Genomic DNA, 22600 nt, shown 5'->3' with positions numbered 1-22600 from the left:
AGGAGGAACAAGTCATGCTAACGAGCGAACAAATCAGTCCGGACAAGCTGCATTCCGATTACGCAGCCTCATTCACCCTGATGTTGGGACGGGTTATCAAAATAGAGCAAGAAGCCGGCCGCGTGATCTTCACCTGCGTCAACGGCAAATTTGCCGTAAGCAAGGCCCGCGCGGGTGCGGTCCGCATCAGGCTGTTCGCCGGCGCCGCCCCGGATGAAGAGATCAACATGAAGACGACTCCGGCAATTGTGGAGGGGGGATCCGGGGCCGGCGCCGCAGAAACGGAGCTGCCGGTTGCCGATATCGGGCTCGCTTACCTTGTCGAAACGGATGAGATCACGATAGAGGTTGTTAAAGAGGACGGCAGCCTCAGGTTTAAGGATAGCTCCGGCCATATTTGGGCCCGAAATCCTATGATGGCCTGGAACGAACAGAAATCCGCCATCGCCTTGTTCCGGGCAAGCGAGAATGTCCATTACTATGGACTGGGCGAGAAGACGGGCTTCCTGGACAAGCGGGGCGAACGATACGAAATGTGGAACTCCGATAACTTCTCTCCGCATGTGCCGGAAATCGAAGCATTGTACCAGTCGATTCCTTTTCTGATCGTCAATGAGCCGGAGTGCTCTTACGGTATCTTTCTGGACAATCCAGGGAGATCGGTGTTCGATATGCGTACCTCAAGCGAGGCATTTACGGTTCAAGCGGATACCGGCGGGTTGGACTATTATTTGATTCCGGGTCCGCAATTGAAAGATGTGGTCAAAAAATACACCGCCCTCACCGGACGCATCCAGCTTCCGCCTCAGTGGTCCATCGGCTACCATCAGTCCCGCTACAGCTACATGGATCAGGATGAAGTGATGGAAATGGCCCGCACCTTCCGCGAAAAGGAAATTCCGTGCGATGTCATTCACCTGGACATTCATTATATGAACGAATACCGCGTCTTTACCTTCGATCCGGCCCGGTTCCCCGATCCGAAAGCGATGATCGCCGAACTGAAAACGATGGGCATCCGGATCGTCCCGATCGTTGATCCCGGTGTGAAGCTGGACCCGGAGTACCGCGTTTATCAAGAGGGGACAGATTCGGACCTCTTCTGCCTGAAACCGGACGGGTCGCCGTTTGTCGGTCCGGTGTGGCCGGGACCTAGCGTGTTTCCCGATTTCTCGGATGCCAAGGCCAGAGAATGGTGGGGAGACCTTCACCGCTTCTTTACGGATATGGGTATTGAGGGCATCTGGAACGATATGAACGAGCCCTCTGTATTTAACGAGAACAAGACGATCGACCCGGACACGCTGCACCGGTACGACGGTAATCCCGCTACGCATGCCGAAATTCACAATCTGTACGGCATGCTGATGTCCAAAGCGACCGCCGAGGGCATGATACGGAACCTGGATGGCCGCAGGCCGTTCGTGCTTTCGCGCGCCGGCTACGCCGGGATTCAGCGCTATGCGGCGGTCTGGACGGGTGATAACCGCAGCTTCTGGGAGCATATGGCGCTGGCGATGCCGATGGTGCTGAACCTCGGGCTGTCCGGCGTCTCCTTCTCGGGCCCCGATATCGGCGGGTTCGGACATCATACAACGGGCGAGCTGCTGGCGCGGTGGACGCAGATGGGGGCGCTGTTCCCGTTCTGCCGGAACCACAGCATGCTGGAAACCGTCCGCCAGGAGCCGTGGTCGTTCGGGCCCGAGGTGGAGGATATTTGCAGGGAGTATATTCGCCTGCGCTACTCCTTGATGCCGCTGCTGTATTCGTTATTCCGGGAAGCCTCCGAAACGGGGATGCCGATCATCCGGCCGCTTCTTCTGGAATACCCGGAAGATCCGAATGTCGCCAACCTTTGCGACCAATTCCTGCTGGGAGATCAAATACTTGCGGCTCCCGTCTACCGTCCCGATACGTTCCACCGTGTCGTTTATTTGCCCGAGGGGAACTGGTTCGACTACAAGACCGGCGAAAAAAGGGCGGGCGGCTGTCATTTCATGGCTTCTGCCCCGCTTGATACGCTGCCGCTGTACGTTAAAGAGGGTGCAATTATCCCTTCCACGGCACCGGCACTATCTGCCGAATTTGAACGCCCCTCGGATCTGTTCCTGGATATTTATACACCGGAGAACGGCGAAGGCGCATTTGACCTGTATGATGACGATGGCGCGACGTTCGCCTACAAGGACAAGAAGTATAATCTGTACCGCTTAAGAGTTGTTGGAACGGAGGGAACCGTCAAATTCACCATTCACCCCGAATGGACAGGCTACGGCGAAGGTTGGAAGCGATGGACGCTCACGTTCAAGCATCTCCCGTTTGCGGGTTGTCTGCCGGATTTCGGGAAAGAGGCGGCGGACCGGGATGAACTGGAGACGCTCGCGGAGGGATGGCATTTCGACAACGCCGCCCGCGAACTGACGGTTGTCCTGAATCAGCCTTTGGAGGATGTGGAGCTGGTCGTTAAGACCCGGGCATAGTCCATTCGAGGCGATAATTCGCGTGAAAGGCAATGCCGATTTTTTCTCGCCTCGGGGTGAATAAATATAACACGCCTATGATAATTAACCATTTTTTCGCCGAAAAGTTTATTAGCGGATTACAAAAACATTCCAATAATTTGTGCAGCATGACATAAATCATATCAAGCAATTGACGCTAATCTATCATGCGATTATCTTGTGTAAAAGCAGCCAAGCCAAAATTTTACGACGAGGTGATCGCAGATGAAAAAATGGTTATTATGGAGTGTTGCCTTACTGCTTCTTCTGATGCCTTTGCAGGTAAGCGCCGCTGAGGCCAAAGAAGTCCGTCCAATCGCCGTACAGGGCGCGATGGACATGGAAGTCGCCTATTTTCTGAAGCAAATGGGTGAATACAAGACGGAGACCTTCGGATCGTATCATTTTTATTCGGGTACCATCGAGGGCGTTCCGGTTGTCGTGTCCAAGACGAATATCGGCATGGTCAATGCCGCGGCTTCGACAACGCTCTTAATCGAGAAATATCATCCGAAAGCGATCATTAACCAGGGAACCGCCGGAGGTCACGACCCCGCGCTCCATCAGTTCGATATTGTGATTGGCGCCAAAGCGATCAATTACAGCTGGTTCGAATCCCCGCATAGAGATGCGGGAGCGGGAATCGACACCGGCAGCTGGAAGGTCATGCCCAAACCCATCGAGCCGGACCCTGAGCTGTACAAGACGGCAATGAGCTTGGCCGATCAGTATAAGCACGGCAAAGTCGTATCTGGCGTTATCGGCACTTCGGATGCGTGGAACAAGGAAATCGACCGCATTAACCAGCTGCATAATACGCTTGGCACAAGCGCGGAAGAAATGGAGACCGCGTCGGTGGCCGATGTAGCGAGAACATTCAATGTTCCTTTCCTTGGCATCCGGGTATTGTCCAATTCCGAATTGTACGGAGAGGATTTCGCTCCGGTATCTAGCGATTACTGCTCTGAATTTGTGATTGAGGTTATCAAAAAAATCGAGAGCGGCGTCACGTTCTCGGACAAGCTTCAGGTGTACGCGGACGGTAAAGAAGTGGTTGGTCTTGCTGGCGAGTATAAAGACGGGAAAGTCATACTTCCGCTACGGGGCGTCATGGAAAGCCTCGGTTCCAAAGTGACATGGGACGGCGCCAAGAAGCAGATCGTGGTCGTTACCGACGGTAAGCCGGCCGCAATCAAAGCGAGTGAAACTATGGTCAAACAGGGTACGGCGTGGATCGACATGGACGTGCTGGAAGCTAAGTTCGATTTGACCACAGACTTTCTCGGCTCCGGCGTATATATTTACCCATAAAAAATGCGCCGTTCAGCGCCGAATTAGTTTGTTCGTTCAAAGTCAGAGCTCTCCCTATCCGGGGAGGGCTCTATTGCATTTTGCCGGACCGCATCAGCCATTTCAGTCCTTCTCTCCTACTCAGCGGCTTCAGTTCCTCTTGCTCGATAAACGCCGTGACCGACGCCGGGTTCGTCTTGGAATATTCCCTTAGTGCCCAGCCGATCGCTTTTTGGATAAAAAATTCTCCGGACGACGCATGTTCACGGATATAGCGGTACAGCAGCGCTTCATCCGTAGCTTCCTTGTAGTGGAGCTGGAAGAGGATGGCCGTGCGGTTCAGCCACATGTTGTCCGATTGCAGCCACTTCTCAGCGTACTCCGCCTGCAGCTCCGGATATTTGCGCAGCAGAAACCCGGCGGCATTGGCCGCCAGAAGATCGACGGTGTCCCACCACGAACGGGAGACGATGCAGGCTTCAATCATGCCGATGTCGGATGGTTCCAGCTTTTTTCGCAGGGACTGGGCGATATCCACACCGCAGTATTGATACTCCCTTTCGGGCTTTGCCCATAGAAGGGGAACCCATTCCTTAACGGGGGGATGTTCCTTGAGAAAGGCTTTCAAGAGCTGTCTTCTTACGGGTGTCCGCACACCCAAATAAGGGAATTGATCCCGCATATACGCGCTCATGGCCGCCGCCGCTTCCGGGTCCCGCGCATTTTCCAGTTCCCGGACCAGCTGCTTCAATGCTTCATTCATACGTTTCGCTCCTTTCGGGATAAGCGGTATAAAATAAGGCCGAAGACGAACCCGGCAAACGACATGCCCGAGATGCAGACATACAGCGACTTCCCACCGAAGGCGTTATACAGCGCACCGCCCGCATAGGAAGCGACAATACCCGATATTCCGAAGAACAGCAGAGCGAGTACGGTCTGTCCCGTCGCCCGCCATTCCGCCGGTACAATGCTGTACAAGTATTGAATCGCGGCGGAGTAGAAGACCGGGAAGGTCAGGATCTGCAAAAATTGCAGAAAGACAAGCTGCTGCGGATCGGTGAGCCAGACGGACAGAAAGAAGCGCATGAAGTAGAAAAAGCCGGAAATCGAAATGATCATCAGCTCTTGGCCTTTGCGCAGCCACCAGAAGCTTAGGGCGAACACGAGGATTTCGCTGCCTGCCGCAAGGAACCAGGCCTGTCCGACAAGCTCCGGCTTGCCGCCAAGCTCGGAAATATAGACCCCAAGGAACGTATCGTTCATCCGCGCGGGAATCGAGCTGATCAGGACGAGAACGAGGAACAGAACCGTCTCCTTGTTGCCCAAAAAAGCTTTCAGGCTGCCAAGGGTAACCGGCTTACCCGATACCGGCGCGTCTGGCATGGCCCAAGTGGTCACAAGGCTGAGCAGCACGATGCCTGCGAAGAGCGGCGCGAGAATATGTCCGCCGAAATACGACATGACATATCCGGCCAGCAGTGACATCACCGCATAACCGAGTGCGCCGTAGGTGCGGATGGACCCGTAGCTTACGCCGTGGGCCTCGGCAACCCGGAAGTTCAGACTTTCCGTCAGCGGATCAATCGGCATCAGGAAGAAGTAGAGCAGCATGGCGAACGAAATCAGCGGGATAAAGCGGTCTGAAGCGTAAAGCGAATAACCAAGTATGCCCGCAAAAAGCAGGAGCAGCAGCAAAACCTTGCGAATCGTCTTGGTCCTGTCGCTGATCATCCCCCACAGCGGCTGGGAGATAATCGTCACAAAGCCGCCGGTGCCGACGATGAACCCGATTTGACCGGGGTTCAGCCCCTGACCGGCCAGGTAGACCGGAAGAAACGGAATGAAAATCGCCAGCAGGGCAAAGTACAGAAAGTTAAAACCTCTTAAAAGCTGCGGTGCGTTCATGGATGTTTTTTTACCTCACAAATACAGTATGTATGGATATTCGTTGAAAAGTCTGGTCCATCAAGTCATTCTATCATGAGCAGGCTTAAATAGTAAGAAACCGATAGGCGTAAGTGATCTCCTGCTAAGCCGCAGACATTGTAAGATACATTGGCAAACTGCTATTCTTATAAGAAGAAAAGGCAAAGGATGATGCGAAATGACCTTCAAAAAGACAGACTGGTCAAGTGGTAGTTGGACTAACGAACCGGAATCCAACCGTACTGAGGGAGATCGGCTTATCGTTCAAGCCGTGGAACAAAGTGATTACTGGCAGCAAACGATGTACGGTTTTCAGCATGACAGTGGTCATGCCCTCCTGGCTTCTTGGGATGAACCGTTTGCCGTTGAAATTGCCTTTAAGCTGGACGGATTTTCCGGATTATACGATCAGGCGGGATTGATGCTATGGCATAGTCCGACTCATTGGATTAAATCAGGAATTGAAATCAACGACGGTGTGCCGCATCTTGGCGCCGTGGTAACGGATACATACTCGGACTGGTCTCTTTCGCCTGTACCCGAATGGATTGGCAAAGAGATTACCATCCGCGCCTCCAGGCTTAACGATGCCGTCATTATCAGAGCCAGAACGGAAGAGGGACCGTGGCGGACCGTTCGTGTTGCCCGATTTCCGTATCCGCCAAGTGTTCAGGCCGGACCTTTTTTGTGCGCGCCGACCCGAGCGGGGTTTCAGGTCACCTTTACCCGCTGGTCGTTAACGAGTCCCGACACGGATATTCATATCGACCCTCCGACCGGAGGATAGGAATACCTGGGTTGTATCAAGAATTTCGGCAGTCATCTTATCATAATCAAGTTTCATAAGTGAGGAGAATAACGGAGAATGAAGCTGGTATCCTGGAACGTGAACGGGCTGAGAGCCTGCGTGAACAAAGGATTTAACGATTATTTCGCGGATTGCGACGCGGATATCTTCTGCGTGCAGGAAACGAAGCTCCAGGAAGGGCAAATTACCCTGGATCACGGAGAGAGGTACCGCCAGTATTGGAATTACGCTGTCAAGAAGGGATATTCCGGTACCGCGGTTTTTACTAAAAAAGAGCCTTTGACCGTCACCCTCGGTCTGGAAGGGGAGGAAGAGACGGAAGGAAGAGTCATCACGCTGGAATTTGACAACTTCTATTTAGTCAATGCCTACAGCCCCAATGCCCGGCGCGATCTGTCGCGTTTGGAGTACCGGCTGGAATGGGAGGACCGGTTCCGCGCGCATTTGCAGCGTCTGGACAAGCATAAGCCGGTCGTGGTATGCGGCGATTTGAACGTGGCTCATCAGGAGATCGATTTGAAAAATGCGAAATCCAACAACGGCAATTCCGGCTTTACCCCGGAGGAGCGGCAAAAGATGACCGAACTGCTGGAAGCGGGGTTCGTCGATACGTTCCGCTACCTGCATCCCGATGTGCAGGATGCATATTCCTGGTGGTCCTACATGCCGAAGGTCAGGGAACGTAATATCGGCTGGCGGATCGACTATTTTCTCGTGTCCTCAAGGTTGGCACCTTCCATTAAGGATGCACGAATCGAGTGCGCGATCATGGGCAGCGATCATTGTCCGGTCGTTCTGGAACTTAGCGCGGCTGCGGCTCCATTGTGATATACTGGAAAGATTCGGTTCAAAAAATGAACAAACGGAGGATGAGCAGACATGGCTTTTTTTGAACAAATGTTGGAAAAATATGCGGAATTGGTCGTCAAAGTAGGGGTGAACGTGCAGCCCGGGCAGGTGCTGATGGTTCACGCGCCGCTGGAGACCGCCGAGCTGACCCGGCTGATTGTCGCGAAGGCCTACGAGGCTGGCGCCAAATACGTCATGATGGATTGGGACGACGAAGCCATCACCCGCATCCGTTACGAGAAAGCGCCGGAGGATTCCTTCGGCTATTACCCTCAGTGGCATGCGGATATGCTGGAGCAATTCGCCGAGGAAGGGGGAGCCATCCTGCATATCAAAGTACCAGATCCGGAGCTGCTAAAGGGCATCGATTCTGCTAAAGTGTCCGCATCAGTAAAAGCGGCAGCGGTCGCCCGCCAGAAATACCAGGCCTATACCCGGAACAGCCGGATCAGCTGGTCGCTGATCAAAGCGCCGACCCGCGCCTGGGCGGACAAGGTATTCGCCGACCTGCCGGAAGAAGCGCGCATTGACGCCATGTGGGAGGCGATCTTTCAGATGAACCGCGTTGAAGCGGAAGGCGATCCCGTCGCCGCTTGGCGGGAACACATTGCCCGTCTGAAGGAAAGACAGGAGAAGCTGAACGCCAAGCGTTATCGCAGCCTGCACTACCGCGCTCCGGGTACCGATCTGCGCGTGGAGCTGCCGGAAGGACATCTGTGGCGGGCCGCGGGAGGCGAGAACGAGAAGGGCGTCTATTTTGTCGCCAATATGCCGACCGAGGAAGTGTACTCCATGCCACACCGCACCGGCGTGAATGGAACGGTAAGCAGTACGCTCCCGCTGAATTTGAACGGACGGCTGGTGGACGGCATCAAGCTGACCTTTAAGGATGGGAAGGTAACGGAATTTGACGCTTCGACAGGCCGTGAGCATCTGGCTTCACTGCTAGAGACGGACGAAGGCGCGTCCTACTTAGGCGAAGTGGCGCTTGTGCCGCATGATTCGCCGATCTCCCGGCTGAACCGGATCTTTTACAACACAGGTATTGACGAGAATGCTTCCTGCCATTTCGCGCTCGGCAGCGCCTATCCGGTCAATATCGAGGGCGGAACGAAGCTTGGCCGGGACGAACTGCTGGCCAGAGGCGCCAACGTCAGCCTGACGCATGTCGATTTCATGATCGGGTCCCCCGAGCTGGATATCGACGGCGAGCTGCCGGATGGAACGATCGAACCGGTATTCCGGCAAGGAAACTGGGCTTGATTGATGCTGAACTGGTGATGGAAGCCATCCGGGAATACGACTCCGAGGTTGACATCAAAGTGGTCGAATGATGCTGATTTGCAAATAAGGCGGAATTCCTCCCGCTTATTTTTACGAAACTGGGGATTACGGTAGCCTGAGCGGGAAAGTCTCCCTTCTAATCCGGCCTTTTGGCCGAATTTGAATAGGAATGGGTTAATAAACCGGAGATTTTCCCGCTTAATGGCTGTTTCGTCCCTTTTTTGCGAAATAACAGGGAGGTTTTCCCTTTCATCACCCACGCATATTGATCCCATTTAACGCGGACACCTATTCAATCTACTGATCTCGAATTCACCCGTTCCACTAGAAGCCGCACATGCTTATAGATATCCCAGACACCCCATGCATCCCAAACAACCATATATCAGCATACCTTTCATATCCCAATATCCCATATCTCCATATCCCCCATATCCTCAGATCCTTCATAACCTGACGTCCTCACACCCTCATCCCCCTCATACTTCACATCCGCACACCTTTCGCATCCTCATCTCCCACCATCATCTACTTTTTATGAAAACACAGCTTCCCTCCACATTATCTAAAACAGTTTGTACCGGATACCCGCGCTTCATTTGCGAAAAGAAGAAGTGGTTTCTAAATGAATGCTTGGCATTTTCGCCTTACGGGAATCGTGCTACAATGAATATAACTAACTAGTTAGTTATATAAATTTAAATAGAGGAGGATGGCTATGGCCGGAGGGAAAGGGGAAGTAACCCGCAACAAGCTTATCGCATCGGCGGAGGCTTTGTTTGCCGGCAAAGGCTATCACGCGGCAACAGTGAGCCAGATCGTGGCTGGCGCGGGATTGACTCAGGCGGCGTTTTACCTGCATTTTGCAAGCAAAGAGGAAATGCTTAAGGAACTGCTGCACCGGTTCGAGACCCGAATGTTAGTGCTCGGGAATGCCGGAGAAGAAGCCGGCAGACAGCCGGAAGGAGCGGTGGAAAGCTTCGCCGTCGGTTCTCTGGTGCGAATGTTCAAGCTTTTGGGAGAGAACATCAATTTGACCAAAATCGCGCTGCAGGGAGCATCAGGCGACCGAATTCGCCGCGAACTGGTGACGCAAGTGTACGCCAATCTGAAATTAAACCAGTCCCGTGGAGTTGTCAGCCCCGACATCGATCCGGAGGTGGCAGCCGAGTCGCTCGTTGCCTCAGTGGAAAGCCTGACCTACCGGTATTTATTGAACGGAGAAGGAAGCGAAGAGGAGCTTGGCCGGCAGGCCGCGAGAGTATTTTTACGGGGGATTCTAAAATAAGGAGGTATAACCATGCTGGAGTGGCTGGATACGGCAGTTGATTGGGTCAGCCTGCTGTGGCTGTTTCCCGTGTTATTCATGTTTCATGATTTCGAGGAAATTTTGACGGTCGAGAAATGGGCCGATAGTAACAGAGAGAAGGTGCTGGGTGCATTGCCATCTTTTGCCCGAAAGGCCCTTCTTCCCTCATTCTACTGCGGCACCCGCCGGTTTGCCGAGGATGTGCTGTACGTGTATTCCGTTATCGTGGCTTCGACCATACTGGCTGTGTTCTTCTCGGTTTATCTGCCGTTTCTGGCGGCGCTTTCCTTGTTCTTTCTCCATTCGTTCACACATGCTTTTCAAGCTTTATATTTAAAAATGTACACGCCCGGCGTCTGGACGGCCATATTCATTGCGCTTCCCTATTCGGCGTATGCTTTTTACCGGTTTCTTGACGGGGGCGCCGCGGACTGGAGCGATATCGGAAGCAGCCTGATTGTCCTGCTTGTTATCGGGCCACCCCTGCTTCTTCTGCTGCTGAAAGGGAGACGGAAGGCATCCAATCATTTGACGGATTAAGCGCAGCCGGATTTGTGCGGAAATCTAGTGTTTTCGTAGGAATGTTCTGGTAGAATCGGGACAAGAGGGGAGATGGTGGTACAATAGACCCATCAGACCGGGACGGTCTGCAATAGTTGAATTTTAAATACATAATTTAAGAGTAGGAAGGGCGTCGGCGGAAAGGTGAATAGTTTGTTGTGGCGTATGGTTATTTTTTTCTCTGTGCTGCTGCTGGTCAGCGGATCGATCCTCGGGGGAACCGTTTACCTCTCCTCCGTCCGGCTCGTCGAAAAGTCCATGGGACAGCAGGCGCTGGCTGTTGCCGAAAGGGCAGTGAAGCTTATTGATTCGGATAAATATGCTGGTATTCCCGCCAAGGCGGGCGGGGAGAATGCCTATTACGCCGAACTCCGGGAGAAGCTTAATACATTCAGGGAGAACAATGGATTAAAATATTTATACACCCTGAACCGGACCGAGGACGGCGGCAGCACCTCTTATGTCTATATGGTGGACGGCGCGCCGGCGGACGCCAAGGAGGATGATTATTCTCCGCTCGGCTCCGTGGAGGACAACGACTATCCCGAGATGGTGAAGGCTTTTGCGGGAACGGCCGAATTCGGAGAGCTGTCCCGGGACGAGTATGGGGCGACGGTATCCGCTTATGTCCCTTTTTATGACGGGGCGGGGCGCCAGCTCGGTGTAATAGGAGCCGATCTGGAGGCGACGAGTGTCTATGAATCAATGGCCGCATCCCGGAGAATAATGCTGATTGCCGGCTCCGCAATTCTGCTTGCAAGCTTGGCTCTCGTCTATGCGCTGGCCAGATTTTTAACCACACCGCTGAAGAGGCTGACGCGCGAGATGCTTCGGGTCGGCGACGGCGATCTGACCGTGTATGTGCCCGTTACACGCAAAGACGAGATCGGTAGACTGGCTTCCGCCTTCGACTCCCTGGTTAGCGGAACCCGGACGGTCATTGAAGGTATCAAGGATGGATCGGAGAGGCTGCTTTCGTCGTCTTCCGAGGTGAGCGAGCACTCGAAGCGCACGGCAGCGGCCAGCACCGATATCTCCAGCCGGATGCAGGAAGCGGCATCCGGAGCTGAGACGCAAGCGGTGCAGACGGTGGAGATGTGCCGGGCGATGGAGGAAATGGCCTCCGGCGTACAGCGTATTGCCGAATCCGCCGCTGCAGCGGCGGAATTGTCGGCAAGCACAACGGGCGCGGCTCAGGAAGGCAGCCTCTCGGTCGCCGGAAGCGTCGAACAGATGAACCGAATTGCCAATATGACGGAGGAAATGGCTGCCGCCGCCCGCAGCTTGGCGGTTCATGCGGAAGAGATCGGCGAGATCTCCGCCTTCATGTCGGACATTGCCGGGCAGACGCAATTGCTTGCTCTGAATGCCGCGATCGAAGCGGCGCGGGCAGGGGAGCACGGGCGGGGCTTTGCCGTTGTCGCGGAGCAGGTGCGTAAGCTTGCCGATCAGACGCAGGTTTCACTTGAGGCCAGCTCGCGGCTTGCGGGAGAAATCCGCACGGGAACGGCGGAGCTGGCGACATTCATGGAACAGGGAGCGGCTGAAGCAAGGAGAGGACGGACTCTGGTCAATGAAGCGGGCAGCGCCTTTGGCGATATTACGGGCGGGATCGCCCGCCTATCGGATCGACTTCAAGAGATTTCTGCCTCCACGCAGGAAATGAGTGCGACCTCCGAGGAGCTTGCGGCATCGGTTGGCGAGCTGGAGGCAATATCACGCACGGCATCGGAACATTTCCGAAGCGTGGCGGCTTCTTCGGAGGAACAGCTCGGATCGATGAAGGAGGTCAGTCTGGAGTCGGAAAGGATCAGCGTCATGGCGGCCGAGCTCCGGATGCTGATCGGAAGGTTTATTACCTCATGATTTAGCCCGGATAATGGGTCTGACATGCGCCTTATCAAAGCGCGCTCTGGATAAGGTGCGCGCTTTGAGGGTGTCATGCAATACTTCCGGCCGGTAATATGGGGGGGCAAAGAGGTGCTCCACCCTCGCAGGTATTTCCCGCTTGCCAAGAACCGGAATTTCTTTTATCATCACTTTAGTACAATCGTTCTATATATGGCGAGGGTGGTGTGAGACGTGGCCAAAAGAAGCTATGACAGCGAGCGTGTCCGTCAGGATGTGCTCAGGGAAGCCGAAGGGCTGTTCTCCCGGAGAGGGTACACCGCCACTTCGATCGCGGACATTTCCAAGGTAACCGGGCACAGCAAGGGACATATATATTATCACTTCAAGAGCAAGGAGGAGCTGTTCGTTGCTCTGGCGCAGCAGACGATGCGGAAGTGGGGGGAGCGCTGGCAGGAGCGCGCAATGACTTGTTCCTCTCCGCCTGAGAAGCTGTTTGCGATTGCCGATTTTGTCATGGACAATTACCAGCAGGATCTGCTGAAAGCGGGGCAAGAGCTGGCCTCTCTTCCCGGCGTTCAGCCGTCGACCATGCAGGCGCTGTACGGATTAGCGGTAACGCCTATGGCGGCTTACAAGGCCATCATCGAAGAAGGAATGACGTGCGGTGATTTCAGACAAGGAGACGCGGACCAGTTGAGTCTGCTGTTTGGCGCATGGCTCGGCGGACTCAATTCGTTTGTGCACACGATGGACCGGGATACGCTGCGGGGCCTGTACCGGGAGACGGCGGCTTTGTTTTTGCGGTCGATTTCAGGGTAGATCCCTGTTGTTTTGAGATAATTAGAACGATTGTCCAAATTTTAAAAAGGTGGGGAAAAGATATGGAATGGGTATACTGGCTGCTTTCGGGATTGAATGTGCTGATGTGGGTAGGCGTGGCGGTTCTGTATACGGCCAAGGTTGGCCAGATCGGCCAGCTGTACAAGATGGAAGCGCAGCCGATTCAGGAGCCGCCGCTGATTTCGGTCATTATTGCTGCGAGAAACGAGCAGAAGGCGCTCAAACGCTGCATTCGTTCGCTTACCCGCCAAACTTACCCGAGCCTTGAAATCATCGCTGTCGATGACCGTTCTACGGACAGAACACGCTCGATTATCGAAGAAATGGCATCCAAACACCCCAATGTGTCCGGAGTTTATATTAAGGAACTGCCAAAGCACTGGATGGGAAAAAGCCATGCCTTATACGAAGGCGTGAAGCGAGCGAAAGGGGAGTGGCTGCTGTTTGCGGACGGGGATATTTTGTTTCACCCGGAGTGCCTGACCAAAGCGGAGAGTTACTGCAGAAAAAATACGCTTGATCATTTAACGCTGATTCCAGATTTTCACGGCAGCCATTTGTTCTCTAAATGGTATGGCGCCTTTATTTTTATGAGCGCATCGTCCTTCGGCATGCTCTGGAGGGTCAAAAATCCGAAAGCGCCGCAATCGCTCGGCGTTGGCGCTTTTAATCTGGTCAAGCGAAGCGCCTATGAACAAATCGGTACGCATGCGGCTTTTTCCTATAACACCACGGACGATGCGACGCGGATCAAACAGGCGGGCTTCCGACAGGATGCGGTTTACGGAACCCGGATGATCGCCGTCTGGAATTGGTATGAGAATCTGAGCCAGCTCATTCGAAGTGTGGAAAAATCGGTGTTCAGCTTTCAAAGCGCCCTGATAACCGCTGTATCCTGTCTGCTGACGATGCTGTATCCCTGGGCCGGTCTCTTCATCGGTCCTCCGGTTCCAAGAGTGCTCTGCGCGGTAAGCCTGCTGGCCGTGTTCTTGCTGTACTACGTATACTCGCGCCATGCCGGCGGCGGCCGTTGGTACGGCATCGCCCATCCCTTAATCGGACTGTGCCTGATTTATGGCGGATTTCGCGGCGCTCTCCGGGCTTCCCGGCGGGGCGGAATGACCTGGCGCGGCACGACCTACGGTCTGAAAGATTTGAAGTCGTAGGGGTAACGATTTAACACCGAATTGGACGTTAAATTTGCTTGGTATGACATGCATCATTCCCTTTTTTGCAAAATTTTAAGAAAATCGAATGAAACACAAAAGTCATCACAGAGGAGGCATAACAAGTCTAAAGGAGGCTATATAATGGGCGCGATCAGAACGTATTTGAAGCTGGGTGAGTTGTTGGAACAGTATCCGGATAAAGAGGGTGTGCTCAAGGATTTTTTTGATGCGGGCTCATCAGAGGAGCTGTTACGCCGATATGGGGCTGACGCTTACCTCAACCGGATGCTTAGAAGTGAAGGGAAGCCGGCGGACACGCTGCTGTCTTTGCTGAATGAAGGCGAGGAGGACCGGGCGCTGATGCATTCCGGAGAGCTGGATTTTCTCGGAATGACCATCTGTTTGATGCGCCAGCGGTTTCAAGCCTGTTTTGACGAATGGATGACGGATTACAGGGGGGAAACGGGCCGAAGCTTTAATTGCTACTTGCCCCGGAACTGCGGCAGCGGCAATCCGTACCGAAATGTCTGGCAGGCGGAGAATGTTAGGGACTTCCCGGGAATCGTAAGCGGCTGCGGGTTCAGCGATTTCTTTCGGGCTGAATTCCGGGACAATCTGCTGAACAAGAACGTCTTCCAAGCCGTGGATATGCCGATCAACGCTTCGCTTTCTTCCGACCTGATTGATCCTTATGGCGCTTATACCCTGTATGGTATTTACCCTTATGTGATGATGATTGACGAGACCCGGATCGGCTCGCTGCCGCGCCCGAGGGAGTGGGCGGACCTGATGAATCCCGTATACGAGGATAATGTGATTGTGATCGGATCTCCTGAAAAAGTGTCCGAGCTGCTGCTGATGTACACGCACAAAGAGCATGGCGACGAAGGCATCCGCCGGCTCGGCGTTACGATTAAGGACGGTTGGCACGGCTCCCGAATGGCGAAAACGGCGGGAAGCGGCTCATCGGATGGGGCGGCGATATATGTGCTGCCGTGGGCGTTTGCCCGGTTCAGTCCAAGACCGGATAAAGTATCCGTCGTGTGGCCGGAGGACGGCGCGATTGCCAACCCGCTGTTTATGCTCGTCCGCAAAGACCGTTACCAGGAGCTTGAACCGATTGCGCGCTACATGACCGGTCCGCAGCTGGGGCGCGAGGTTGCCTCCTGTTCCTTCCCGGCGCTCAATGCCGAGGTAGACAACGCGCTGCCCGCGCAGGCGAAGATGAAGTGGCTGGGCTGGGACTACCTCCGGTCCGTCGATCTTCAGCAGCTGAAGAACCATACGCAATCGCTTTTTCAGCAAAATTGGAAAAGAAAGTCCCTCGCGGGGATTTTCAAATAAGGAATATTCTGTTTAACTTAGAAAGGGTGTCTCAGCGTCATGTGATGCGGCTGGGGCATCCTTTTGCCATAGGAAAGGAGAGAGGGCAAGCTTATGAAAATAGAAGAACAGAAGCTCCGTGTCAACGGGCTAAGCTATACGGTCAGATCTGCCTTGGACAAGGATGCGCACAGGTTATCTGAAATCCGGGTACAAATTGACGGAGAGACTGAGAATTTGGACCGGGAACAAGGCGAAGGGTTCATCGATACACCGGGTTTCAAACAGATCATTAGAACGGATACCGAAAGCAGGGTGAACCTGTTCCTGGTTGCGGAAGCGGAAGGCCAAATCGTCGGCTTTTCAAGATGCGAAGGGAATGCTTTGAAACGATTTTCCCATAAAGTCGAGTTCGGGATATGCATACTGAAAGATTATTGGGGCTATGGGATTGGAAAAAATCTGTTAAAGCGATCCGTCTCCTGGGCCGATTCCACCGGGATTTCAAAAATGACATTGAACGTTCTGGAAACCAATGTTAAGGCGATTGAGCTGTATAGGAAGTTCGGTTTTGAGATCGAAGGGGTGTTAAAGAATGACAAGTTACTTTCCGACGGAAAATTCTATAACACCGTTGTTATGGGAAGATTGAAACCTGAAATGATTAAGCGCCGCTAGATACGTTTCCATCTCACGGTTCCAATCTCATATGTATGCTTCTCTCCTTGAATCCGAGCGATTTCCAAAAAGAACGGGCTCGTTCATTCCAGTACAGAACATCGATGTCCAGCCTGCCTGTCCCCAGAAACGCTGCCAATGTTGTGAATGCCGCCCGCCCGAAGCCCTGTCTTCTGCTGTTCCGGCAAATAAAAAATTGCCTCAGATAAAGCGGATTCCTGCCGTGATGCACCAGGGCGTAACCTTTGACCTCTCCGGATTCCGTAAACAGGTACGCTCTGTATTCCCCCTCTAAAAAGAGCTTCATTCGCTCCTTCAATTGTTCTGTATTCATCGGATTATCGTGCTTCTCATCTTCGATAAGCTGCCGGTTAAGCTCTGCCAACAGGTCAAAATCATCGCCGGAAGCGGCGGTAACTGTCAGATTAATCATGAATTTCCCTCCCCGAATAATCATTCCAAATATGTCTCATCGCTAGAGTCTCCAGCTTAAAGTTAGCACAAGGTCAGTAGCAGTTACAACTATATCAGCGGGTTAAAGGTCACCGCCATCTGTTCCGATAAATAGCAATTGCATATTGACAGCGGGAAGATAAGAATTTAAAGTATTAAACATTGATAGTGATAATCATTATCACTAATACATAAATACTATACATCTCTAGGAGGACAAGAGAAAATGAAGAAATTATGTTTTCCGGTTCTGATCCTGCTGGCGCTTGTCGTCAGCGCATGCGGCTCTAACGCCGGTAATTCCGGCGGGGCGGCGGCAAGCAGCAGTCCGTCTGCCAGCGGCGCCTTGGCTTCGGCCGCGCCTGAGAGCACAGCGGCGGCGGAAACCAGCCCGGCAAGCGCATCCGGCACCATCACCTACCAATCCCAGAACGGACCGGTTGAAGTTCCGGCGCATCCGCAGCGTGTCATCGTATTGTCGTCGTTTGCGGGCAATGTGATGGCGCTGGGCGTCAATCTGGTCGGTGTCGATTCGTGGAGCAAGATGAATCCGAACTTTGCCGAAAAGCTGAACAATGTGGAAGCCGTATCTGATGAGGATCTGGAGAAGATTATCGAGCTGAAACCCGATCTGATCATCGGGCTCGACAATGTCAAGAATGTGGACAAGCTGAAGCAGATTGCGCCAACTGTGGTCTATACGTATGCCAAGGTCGATTACTTGACGCAGCATCTGGAAATCGGCAAGCTGCTGAATAAAGAGAAGGAAGCTCAGGCTTGGGTCGACGACTTCAAGGCCCGCATGGAGAAAGCCGGGGAAGAAATTCGGACGAAGATCGGCGATAAGACGATTTCGGTCACTGAAAACGACGCCAAGCAGTTCTACGTATTCGGCGATCATTGGGGACGCGGCACGGAAATTCTGTATCAGGGCATGAAGCTGAATATGCCGCCAAAAGTGAAGGACGCGGTTGCAAAAGACGGTTGGTATGCACTCTCGCTGGAAGTTATGCCGGAATACATGGGCGACTATGTCATCTTCAGCCGCAGCTCCGCGATGGATAACGCCTTCCAGCAAACGGCGACTTACAAGAATATTCCCGCAGTCAAAAATAACCGTGTCTATGAAGTCAATGCCATGTCGTTCTATTTCAACGATCCGCTGACGCTGGACTATCAGCTGAGCTTCATTAGCAAGAGTATTCTTGGCAAGTAAGCGGAGCGACTAATGAGAGCAGAATCTGCACCATCAAGATCGCTATGGGGAAAACTGCTGGCTGCTTCTATATTTTTAATTCTCTCTTTTTCGGTCTCGCTGGTTATGGGGGCGAAGAGCACCACGCTTCATGACGCCTGGCTTGCACTTGTTTCTAGCGCTTCCGGAGATGACATTACATTGATTCGGGAAATCCGCCTGCCGCGCATCGCGGCGGGCATTCTGGTCGGCGCGGCTCTCGCCGTTGCGGGAGCGATTATGCAGGGATTGACGCGTAATCCGCTGGCGGACCCCGGACTGCTCGGGGTCACATCGGGCGGCAATGCCGCACTGGCGTGTGCGCTGGCTTTTTTTCCTGCGCTGAACTACTTTGGCATCATGGTGGCGTGCTTTCTAGGCGCTGCGGCGGGGGCCCTTCTGGTATTCGGGCTCGGGTCCGCATCAAGAAGCGGATTGTCCTCCATGCAGCTGGTGCTTGCCGGGGCAGCCGTTACGGCGCTGCTGACCGCAATAGCCGAAGGCGTCGCCCTGTATTTTAAAATATCAAAAGACGTATCCATGTGGACGGCGGCCGGGCTTGTCGGCACCAATTGGGGGCAGGTCAGGAGCCTTGCTCCCTTTGTAATCGCCGGAATACTTATTTCGCTATGTTACGCCCGCCAGCTTACTCTGCTCAGTCTGAACGAAACGGCGGCGACCGGGCTCGGGCTGAAGACAGGGCAAGTCAAGGCCGTGCTTTACACACTCGTCGTTATTTTGGCGGGGGCTTCCGTCGCGCTTGCGGGGAATATGGTGTTTCTCGGGCTCATGGTTCCGCATATTATCCGCTCTTTTGCCGGAACCGATTACCGGAGCATCCTACCGCTGTCGGTGCTTGGGGGAGCTGCGTTCATGCTGCTGGCCGATACAATGGGGCGGATGGTTCATGCGCCTTTTGAGACGCCGGTCGCCGCCATCATAGCCATGCTCGGATTTCCTTTCTTTCTGATTATTGTCCGGAAAGGGGCGAAATTTCTGTCATGATCCGATCCGAGCTTGCTGCCCGTCAGCGAAAAATCCTTCTTGCACTAACGCTGCTGCTAATCTTCACCCTGTTTGCGGGCATGGGAATCGGAAGCGCCTCCGTCTCTTACAGCCATATTATCCCAACGATAATGGGGCACGGCTCCTTCAAAGATGAATTTGTGCTCTTCGACATAAGGCTTCCCCGTATGCTGATTGCCTTACTGTCCGGCATGGCCCTGGCGCTGTCCGGTTCCATTCTGCAAGCCGTCACCCGGAACGATCTGGCCGATCCCGGCATCGTAGGCATTAATTCAGGCGCTGGCGTAGCGGTTTCTCTTTTCTTCTTGCATGCGCCAATTGACGCCGGATCGTTCGCATATTTGCTGCCGTTGGTCGGATTTGCCGGCGGTTTTCTGGCTGCCGCCCTGATTTATATTCTGTCCTACAGCCGAAGTGAAGGGCTGCAGCCGATCAAGCTGGTGCTTATGGGGATCGGCAGCTCGATGGCCTTGTCGGGACTGATGATCTTCATCATTTCGTCATCCGACCGGCAGAAGTACGAATTTATCGCCAAATGGCTGGCGGGTAATATTTGGGGCACGGACTGGCCATATCTATCCGCTTTGGCCCCGTGGCTGGTCATCCTGATTCCTTATGTACTGTACAAATCGGGCGTTCTGAATCTGCTGGCGCTCAGTGATCATGTGACCGTTGGCGTCGGAGTGCGGCTGCAGCGTGAACGGCTGGGGCTCATGATCGCCGCAGTGGCGCTGGCTTCGGCCGCGGTTTCCGTAACGGGGGCGATCGCCTTTATCGGTCTGATGGCGCCGCATATAGCCAAATCGCTGGTCGGTCCCCGTCACCAGATGTACATCCCTGTGACGCTGCTGCTTGGAGGCTGGCTGCTTACGCTCGCCGATCTCATCGGCCATCATATCGTCGGTCCCGATGGGGTTTCGGCTGGAATTATGGTCGCCTTAATCGGAGCGCCGTACTTTGCCTATTTGCTGCTGCGAAAATAACTCCCGGCCATTGAATGTACCGGGAGTAACACAGAATTAAATAAGGCCGCTCCGAGTTAGAGTACGCTAACGCGGAGCGGCCTATTTGTCTTTTTCTGCTTAATGGAGAGGAGTGGCCATCAGATTTTAAAACGGGAGATCAGCAACTGGAGTTTACCGGCCATACTGCTTAGTGCTTCAGCTGCGGCACCCATTTCTTCACCGGAAGCCAATTGCTCCTCGGTTGCTGCGGATATTTCTTGAGTACCTGCCGAAATGTCGTTTGTTCCAGCTCCCACGGTTTCCATGGATTGAGAAACGACGGTGAACTGGCTATGCACCAGCTGCGCCGAGTCGGAGATTTCCGACGTTTTGTCCGAAACCTCGCTAATTGAACGCAAGATCTCCTGGAACTGCTCCAGGCCAAGGCTCGTTATCTCGTTCCCTTCGGCGGTTCGGGCTTTGACGTCAGTCATACTGCTTAGCGCGAGACTGGCGTTCTCGCTTATGTTTAAGGTGAGTGCTCCGATCTCTTTGGCGGATTCGGCGGAGTACCCGGCCAGCTTTTTCACCTCCCCGGCTACTACGTGAAATCCGCGGCCCGCTTCGCCCGCTCTTGCCGCTTCAATTGAGGCGTTGAGAGCAAGCAGGTGGGTCTGCTCGGAAATTTCGTTGATCAGCGAGGAAATCTCCGCGATCTTCACCGTTTGCCCGGAAAGCAGGGTTAATCTTGAATCCGCCTCGTCAACTGCGCGCGTGATATCGATCATCTTCTCTCCCATTCGGGCAAGGGTCTGCTCTCCGGCACCGGCCCGTTCACTCATATGGAGCGCAGCGGAGGCCATACCTTTGGAGTGGAGAGAGATGGACTCGATCCTGTCCCGCGATTCACGCGTCTCTTTTGCATTATCGGCAGCAAGACTATTTTGCTCGGAGGCTCTGTCTGCAATGGTCTGCATGGACCCGGCGATAAGCTGTGATGTGGAACGGGACTGCTCGACGCTGGCGAAGAATTGCTGCGTTACGGAAGAAAGGTGGTTGGTGGCTTCCCCGACTTTTCCAATGATATCTCTCAAGGATGCGACAAAAGCGTTAAAGCTTCCCGCCAGCATGCCAAATTCATCTTTTTGAACAATCTGAATCGTTCTTGTAAGATCGGCTTCACCCGCTGCGATTTCATTCATCTGATCATTAAGAAGTCTCAAAGGCTTCACAATAATTCGCACAAGCAGGATGGAGGCGGCCGTTCCGAGAATCACGCTTAAAATAGCGACTGTAAGCAAAATAATTTGCGAGCGGGTTGAGTTTTCTTTAATATGCCTCTCGACCGGAGCAGCCTCATCCGCAAGAAGCTTAACCACTTTTTCAACGGCCGGATTTACATTTTGCTTCCGCAGACTTCGCTCTTGCCCGAAATGTATACTTTCAGCCTGCTGCAGAGAGCCGCTGCCGCGCAGGCGAACCATTTCTCCGCTCAATTGGGACAGCTTGGCCAAAGCGCTGTTGATCTCTTGCATCGCTGAGCCGTATTTGGCCTCAAGAGCCGGGGCCATAGTATGGAGCAGTTTGTTTATACTGTCCATTTTTGTTTGCATTTCCACGGTGAACTCCTTCTGGCCGGTAAGCAAATATCCTCTCTCGTCATTGGCCAGCCCTGCCAGCAGATATTGAACCTGCTTCATATCCCGCTGCAGTTCATTCAGTTCACGCAGAGCCTGCGCTTCTTCCGCTATTCCTCGGATTGATGTTACAGCCAAAATACTGCTGCAGGTAAGCGCTGCAATCAGCAGCGACACCAGCACGATCAATTTACTTCTGACTTTCATTTCCATTCCTCCCGGGCTTTATACTCTTATTTATATCGGGAGGTTTTATCCGCTATGTTACACCACAGTGCTGAAAGATTCGTCAGAGCTCTACCGTGATCCTTCCCGCTTCAAGGCCTAAGCTGCATCAACTGTAACCTACATCAGCCTCCAGTCCGTCTGTTCCTCGGTATATACGGCAACCAGGACGAGAGCGGTCTCATCCCCGATATTCTTGACCTTATGGGGTGTGCAGGCGTTCCAGCTAAAGGTGTCTCCTTCTTCCAGTACGGCCGAATCCTCACCCTGCTCGGCAAGAATTCGTCCTTTCATTACCAGATGCGTCTCCTCGCCTTCATGGGCATGGGGGGCTTCGCCGGTGGATGCGCCGGGGGGAAGCTCTACCAGCACCATCCGCATATTTTTCGTCCGGCCGAGATGGGAGACTTTTAGCCGCTCCGGGCCGCTAGTGCTCTGGGTACGCTCACCCGCCCGGATGATCTGCATCCGTTCTTCCTTCTTCAGCAGCAGGTAAGCAAGCGGCACGTTAAGCGCCTCGGCAATGCTTTCCAGCGTAGCGATGGATGGAGAGGTTTTATTCGTCTCAACCTGGCTCATGAATCCTTGCGATAACCCGGTTTGCTCGCATATCTGGGCGATCGTGATATTTTTGCGCTTGCGAATGGCGCGGATCGTGGAACCGATATCCACAGGCGGTCACCTCGATT

20 protein-coding genes are annotated in these 22600 nt (G+C 53.6%); 15 read left to right on the top strand and 5 right to left on the bottom strand.

The window, feature by feature from the left end; all coding sequences use genetic code 11:
* Positions 1-14 precede the first annotated feature (14 nt).
* Entirely contained in the window at positions 15-2480 is a 2466-nt protein-coding gene (locus tag G5B47_RS12465; RefSeq protein WP_165098445.1) for a glycoside hydrolase family 31 protein, read from the top strand.
* A gap of 246 nt (positions 2481-2726) precedes the next feature.
* The gene (gene mtnN / locus G5B47_RS12460; protein WP_165098443.1) at positions 2727-3812 is read left to right on the top strand and encodes a 5'-methylthioadenosine/S-adenosylhomocysteine nucleosidase; all 1086 of its coding nucleotides are present in this window, start codon (positions 2727-2729) and stop codon (positions 3810-3812) included.
* Between the two features lie 70 nt (positions 3813-3882).
* On the opposite strand, the gene G5B47_RS12455 is transcribed toward mtnN, so the two are convergent.
* Together G5B47_RS12455 and G5B47_RS12450 are read right to left on the bottom strand one after the other, a co-directional pair.
* Positions 3883-4554, bottom strand: coding sequence for a DNA alkylation repair protein (locus tag G5B47_RS12455; RefSeq protein ID WP_165098441.1), 672 nt, complete (start codon positions 4552-4554; stop codon positions 3883-3885).
* Positions 4551-5699, bottom strand: coding sequence for an MFS transporter (locus G5B47_RS12450; protein WP_165098439.1), 1149 nt, complete (start codon positions 5697-5699; stop codon positions 4551-4553). Before G5B47_RS12450 ends, G5B47_RS12455 begins: the two co-directional genes overlap by 4 nt.
* A 199-nt stretch (positions 5700-5898) precedes the next feature.
* On the opposite strand from G5B47_RS12450, the gene G5B47_RS12445 reads away from it, so the two are divergent.
* The 10 genes from G5B47_RS12445 to G5B47_RS12400 all read left to right on the top strand — a co-directional run bounded on the left by G5B47_RS12445 (position 5899) and on the right by G5B47_RS12400 (position 16392).
* Positions 5899-6507, top strand: a complete 609-nt coding sequence (locus tag G5B47_RS12445) for a DUF1349 domain-containing protein (protein ID WP_165098437.1) — start codon at positions 5899-5901, stop codon at positions 6505-6507.
* 78 nt (positions 6508-6585) lie between these two features.
* On the top strand, positions 6586-7356 hold the full coding sequence (locus G5B47_RS12440) for an exodeoxyribonuclease III (RefSeq protein WP_165098435.1): 771 nt from the start codon (positions 6586-6588) through the stop codon (positions 7354-7356).
* Between the two features lie 51 nt (positions 7357-7407).
* Positions 7408-8640 (top strand): aminopeptidase, encoded by a 1233-nt coding sequence (locus G5B47_RS12435; RefSeq protein ID WP_165098433.1) that lies wholly within the window; start codon positions 7408-7410, stop codon positions 8638-8640.
* 739 nt (positions 8641-9379) lie between these two features.
* Positions 9380-9949, top strand: a complete 570-nt coding sequence (locus tag G5B47_RS12430; RefSeq protein WP_165098431.1) for a TetR/AcrR family transcriptional regulator — start codon at positions 9380-9382, stop codon at positions 9947-9949.
* Between the two features lie 12 nt (positions 9950-9961).
* Positions 9962-10510, top strand: coding sequence for an HXXEE domain-containing protein (locus G5B47_RS12425; RefSeq protein WP_165098429.1), 549 nt, complete (start codon positions 9962-9964; stop codon positions 10508-10510).
* Positions 10511-10675: 165 nt separating this feature from the next.
* Positions 10676-12397, top strand: a complete 1722-nt coding sequence (locus G5B47_RS12420) for a methyl-accepting chemotaxis protein (RefSeq protein ID WP_165098427.1) — start codon at positions 10676-10678, stop codon at positions 12395-12397.
* 216 nt (positions 12398-12613) lie between these two features.
* Positions 12614-13201 (top strand): TetR/AcrR family transcriptional regulator, encoded by a 588-nt coding sequence (locus G5B47_RS12415; protein WP_165098425.1) that lies wholly within the window; start codon positions 12614-12616, stop codon positions 13199-13201.
* Positions 13202-13263: 62 nt separating this feature from the next.
* The gene (locus G5B47_RS12410) at positions 13264-14388 is read left to right on the top strand and encodes a glycosyltransferase (protein WP_165098423.1); all 1125 of its coding nucleotides are present in this window, start codon (positions 13264-13266) and stop codon (positions 14386-14388) included.
* A 144-nt stretch (positions 14389-14532) separates the two neighbouring features.
* Complete coding sequence (locus G5B47_RS12405; protein ID WP_165098421.1) at positions 14533-15735, top strand: ABC transporter substrate-binding protein; 1203 nt, start codon at positions 14533-14535, stop codon at positions 15733-15735.
* 93 nt (positions 15736-15828) lie between these two features.
* Positions 15829-16392, top strand: a complete 564-nt coding sequence (locus tag G5B47_RS12400; RefSeq protein ID WP_165098420.1) for a GNAT family N-acetyltransferase — start codon at positions 15829-15831, stop codon at positions 16390-16392.
* Between the two features lie 13 nt (positions 16393-16405).
* Here the strand turns inward: G5B47_RS12400 and G5B47_RS12395 are convergent, their stop codons facing one another.
* Positions 16406-16825: a GNAT family N-acetyltransferase gene (locus G5B47_RS12395; protein WP_165098418.1), complete on the bottom strand. Its 420-nt coding sequence runs from the start codon at positions 16823-16825 to the stop codon at positions 16406-16408.
* Positions 16826-17071: 246 nt separating this feature from the next.
* Here G5B47_RS12395 and G5B47_RS12390 point away from each other — a divergent pair, with 246 nt between their 5' ends.
* The 3 genes from G5B47_RS12390 to G5B47_RS12380 are packed head-to-tail and all read left to right on the top strand — an operon-like array spanning position 17072 to position 20088.
* Positions 17072-18061 (top strand): iron-hydroxamate ABC transporter substrate-binding protein, encoded by a 990-nt coding sequence (locus G5B47_RS12390; RefSeq protein ID WP_165098416.1) that lies wholly within the window; start codon positions 17072-17074, stop codon positions 18059-18061.
* Positions 18062-18073: 12 nt separating this feature from the next.
* Entirely contained in the window at positions 18074-19084 is a 1011-nt protein-coding gene (locus tag G5B47_RS12385) for a FecCD family ABC transporter permease (protein ID WP_165098414.1), read from the top strand.
* Positions 19084-20088 (top strand): FecCD family ABC transporter permease, encoded by a 1005-nt coding sequence (locus G5B47_RS12380; RefSeq protein WP_407945223.1) that lies wholly within the window; start codon positions 19084-19086, stop codon positions 20086-20088. Before G5B47_RS12385 ends, G5B47_RS12380 begins: the two co-directional genes overlap by 1 nt.
* Positions 20089-20207: 119 nt before the next feature.
* On the opposite strand, the gene G5B47_RS12375 is transcribed toward G5B47_RS12380, so the two are convergent.
* Complete coding sequence (locus G5B47_RS12375; protein WP_165098410.1) at positions 20208-21893, bottom strand: methyl-accepting chemotaxis protein; 1686 nt, start codon at positions 21891-21893, stop codon at positions 20208-20210.
* Between the two features lie 138 nt (positions 21894-22031).
* Positions 22032-22583: a helix-turn-helix domain-containing protein gene (locus tag G5B47_RS12370; RefSeq protein WP_165098407.1), complete on the bottom strand. Its 552-nt coding sequence runs from the start codon at positions 22581-22583 to the stop codon at positions 22032-22034.
* Positions 22584-22600 lie beyond the last annotated feature (17 nt).

This window comes from Paenibacillus apii (genome assembly GCF_011043685.1).
Lineage (GTDB): Bacteria > Bacillota > Bacilli > Paenibacillales > Paenibacillaceae > Paenibacillus_AQ > Paenibacillus_AQ sabinae.
This window is presented reverse-complemented; position numbering and strand designations above follow the sequence as displayed.

Bases quoted from the DNA above. Each gene is read 5' to 3' on its own strand.
- G5B47_RS12410 (WP_165098423.1), top strand. From the start codon at position 13,264: ATGGAATGGGTATACTGGCTGCTTTCGGGATTGAATGTGCTGATGTGG.
- G5B47_RS12425 (WP_165098429.1), top strand. From the start codon at position 9,962: ATGCTGGAGTGGCTGGATACGGCAGTTGATTGGGTCAGCCTGCTGTGG.
- G5B47_RS12440 (WP_165098435.1), top strand. From the start codon at position 6,586: ATGAAGCTGGTATCCTGGAACGTGAACGGGCTGAGAGCCTGCGTGAAC.
- G5B47_RS12455 (WP_165098441.1), bottom strand. From the start codon at position 4,554: ATGAATGAAGCATTGAAGCAGCTGGTCCGGGAACTGGAAAATGCGCGG.
- G5B47_RS12375 (WP_165098410.1), bottom strand. From the start codon at position 21,893: ATGAAAGTCAGAAGTAAATTGATCGTGCTGGTGTCGCTGCTGATTGCA.
- mtnN (WP_165098443.1), top strand. From the start codon at position 2,727: ATGAAAAAATGGTTATTATGGAGTGTTGCCTTACTGCTTCTTCTGATG.
- G5B47_RS12445 (WP_165098437.1), top strand. From the start codon at position 5,899: ATGACCTTCAAAAAGACAGACTGGTCAAGTGGTAGTTGGACTAACGAA.
- G5B47_RS12385 (WP_165098414.1), top strand. From the start codon at position 18,074: ATGAGAGCAGAATCTGCACCATCAAGATCGCTATGGGGAAAACTGCTG.
- G5B47_RS12395 (WP_165098418.1), bottom strand. From the start codon at position 16,825: ATGATTAATCTGACAGTTACCGCCGCTTCCGGCGATGATTTTGACCTG.
- G5B47_RS12465 (WP_165098445.1), top strand. From the start codon at position 15: ATGCTAACGAGCGAACAAATCAGTCCGGACAAGCTGCATTCCGATTAC.
- G5B47_RS12405 (WP_165098421.1), top strand. From the start codon at position 14,533: ATGGGCGCGATCAGAACGTATTTGAAGCTGGGTGAGTTGTTGGAACAG.
- G5B47_RS12390 (WP_165098416.1), top strand. From the start codon at position 17,072: ATGAAGAAATTATGTTTTCCGGTTCTGATCCTGCTGGCGCTTGTCGTC.
- G5B47_RS12450 (WP_165098439.1), bottom strand. From the start codon at position 5,699: ATGAACGCACCGCAGCTTTTAAGAGGTTTTAACTTTCTGTACTTTGCC.
- G5B47_RS12435 (WP_165098433.1), top strand. From the start codon at position 7,408: ATGGCTTTTTTTGAACAAATGTTGGAAAAATATGCGGAATTGGTCGTC.
- G5B47_RS12400 (WP_165098420.1), top strand. From the start codon at position 15,829: ATGAAAATAGAAGAACAGAAGCTCCGTGTCAACGGGCTAAGCTATACG.
- G5B47_RS12430 (WP_165098431.1), top strand. From the start codon at position 9,380: ATGGCCGGAGGGAAAGGGGAAGTAACCCGCAACAAGCTTATCGCATCG.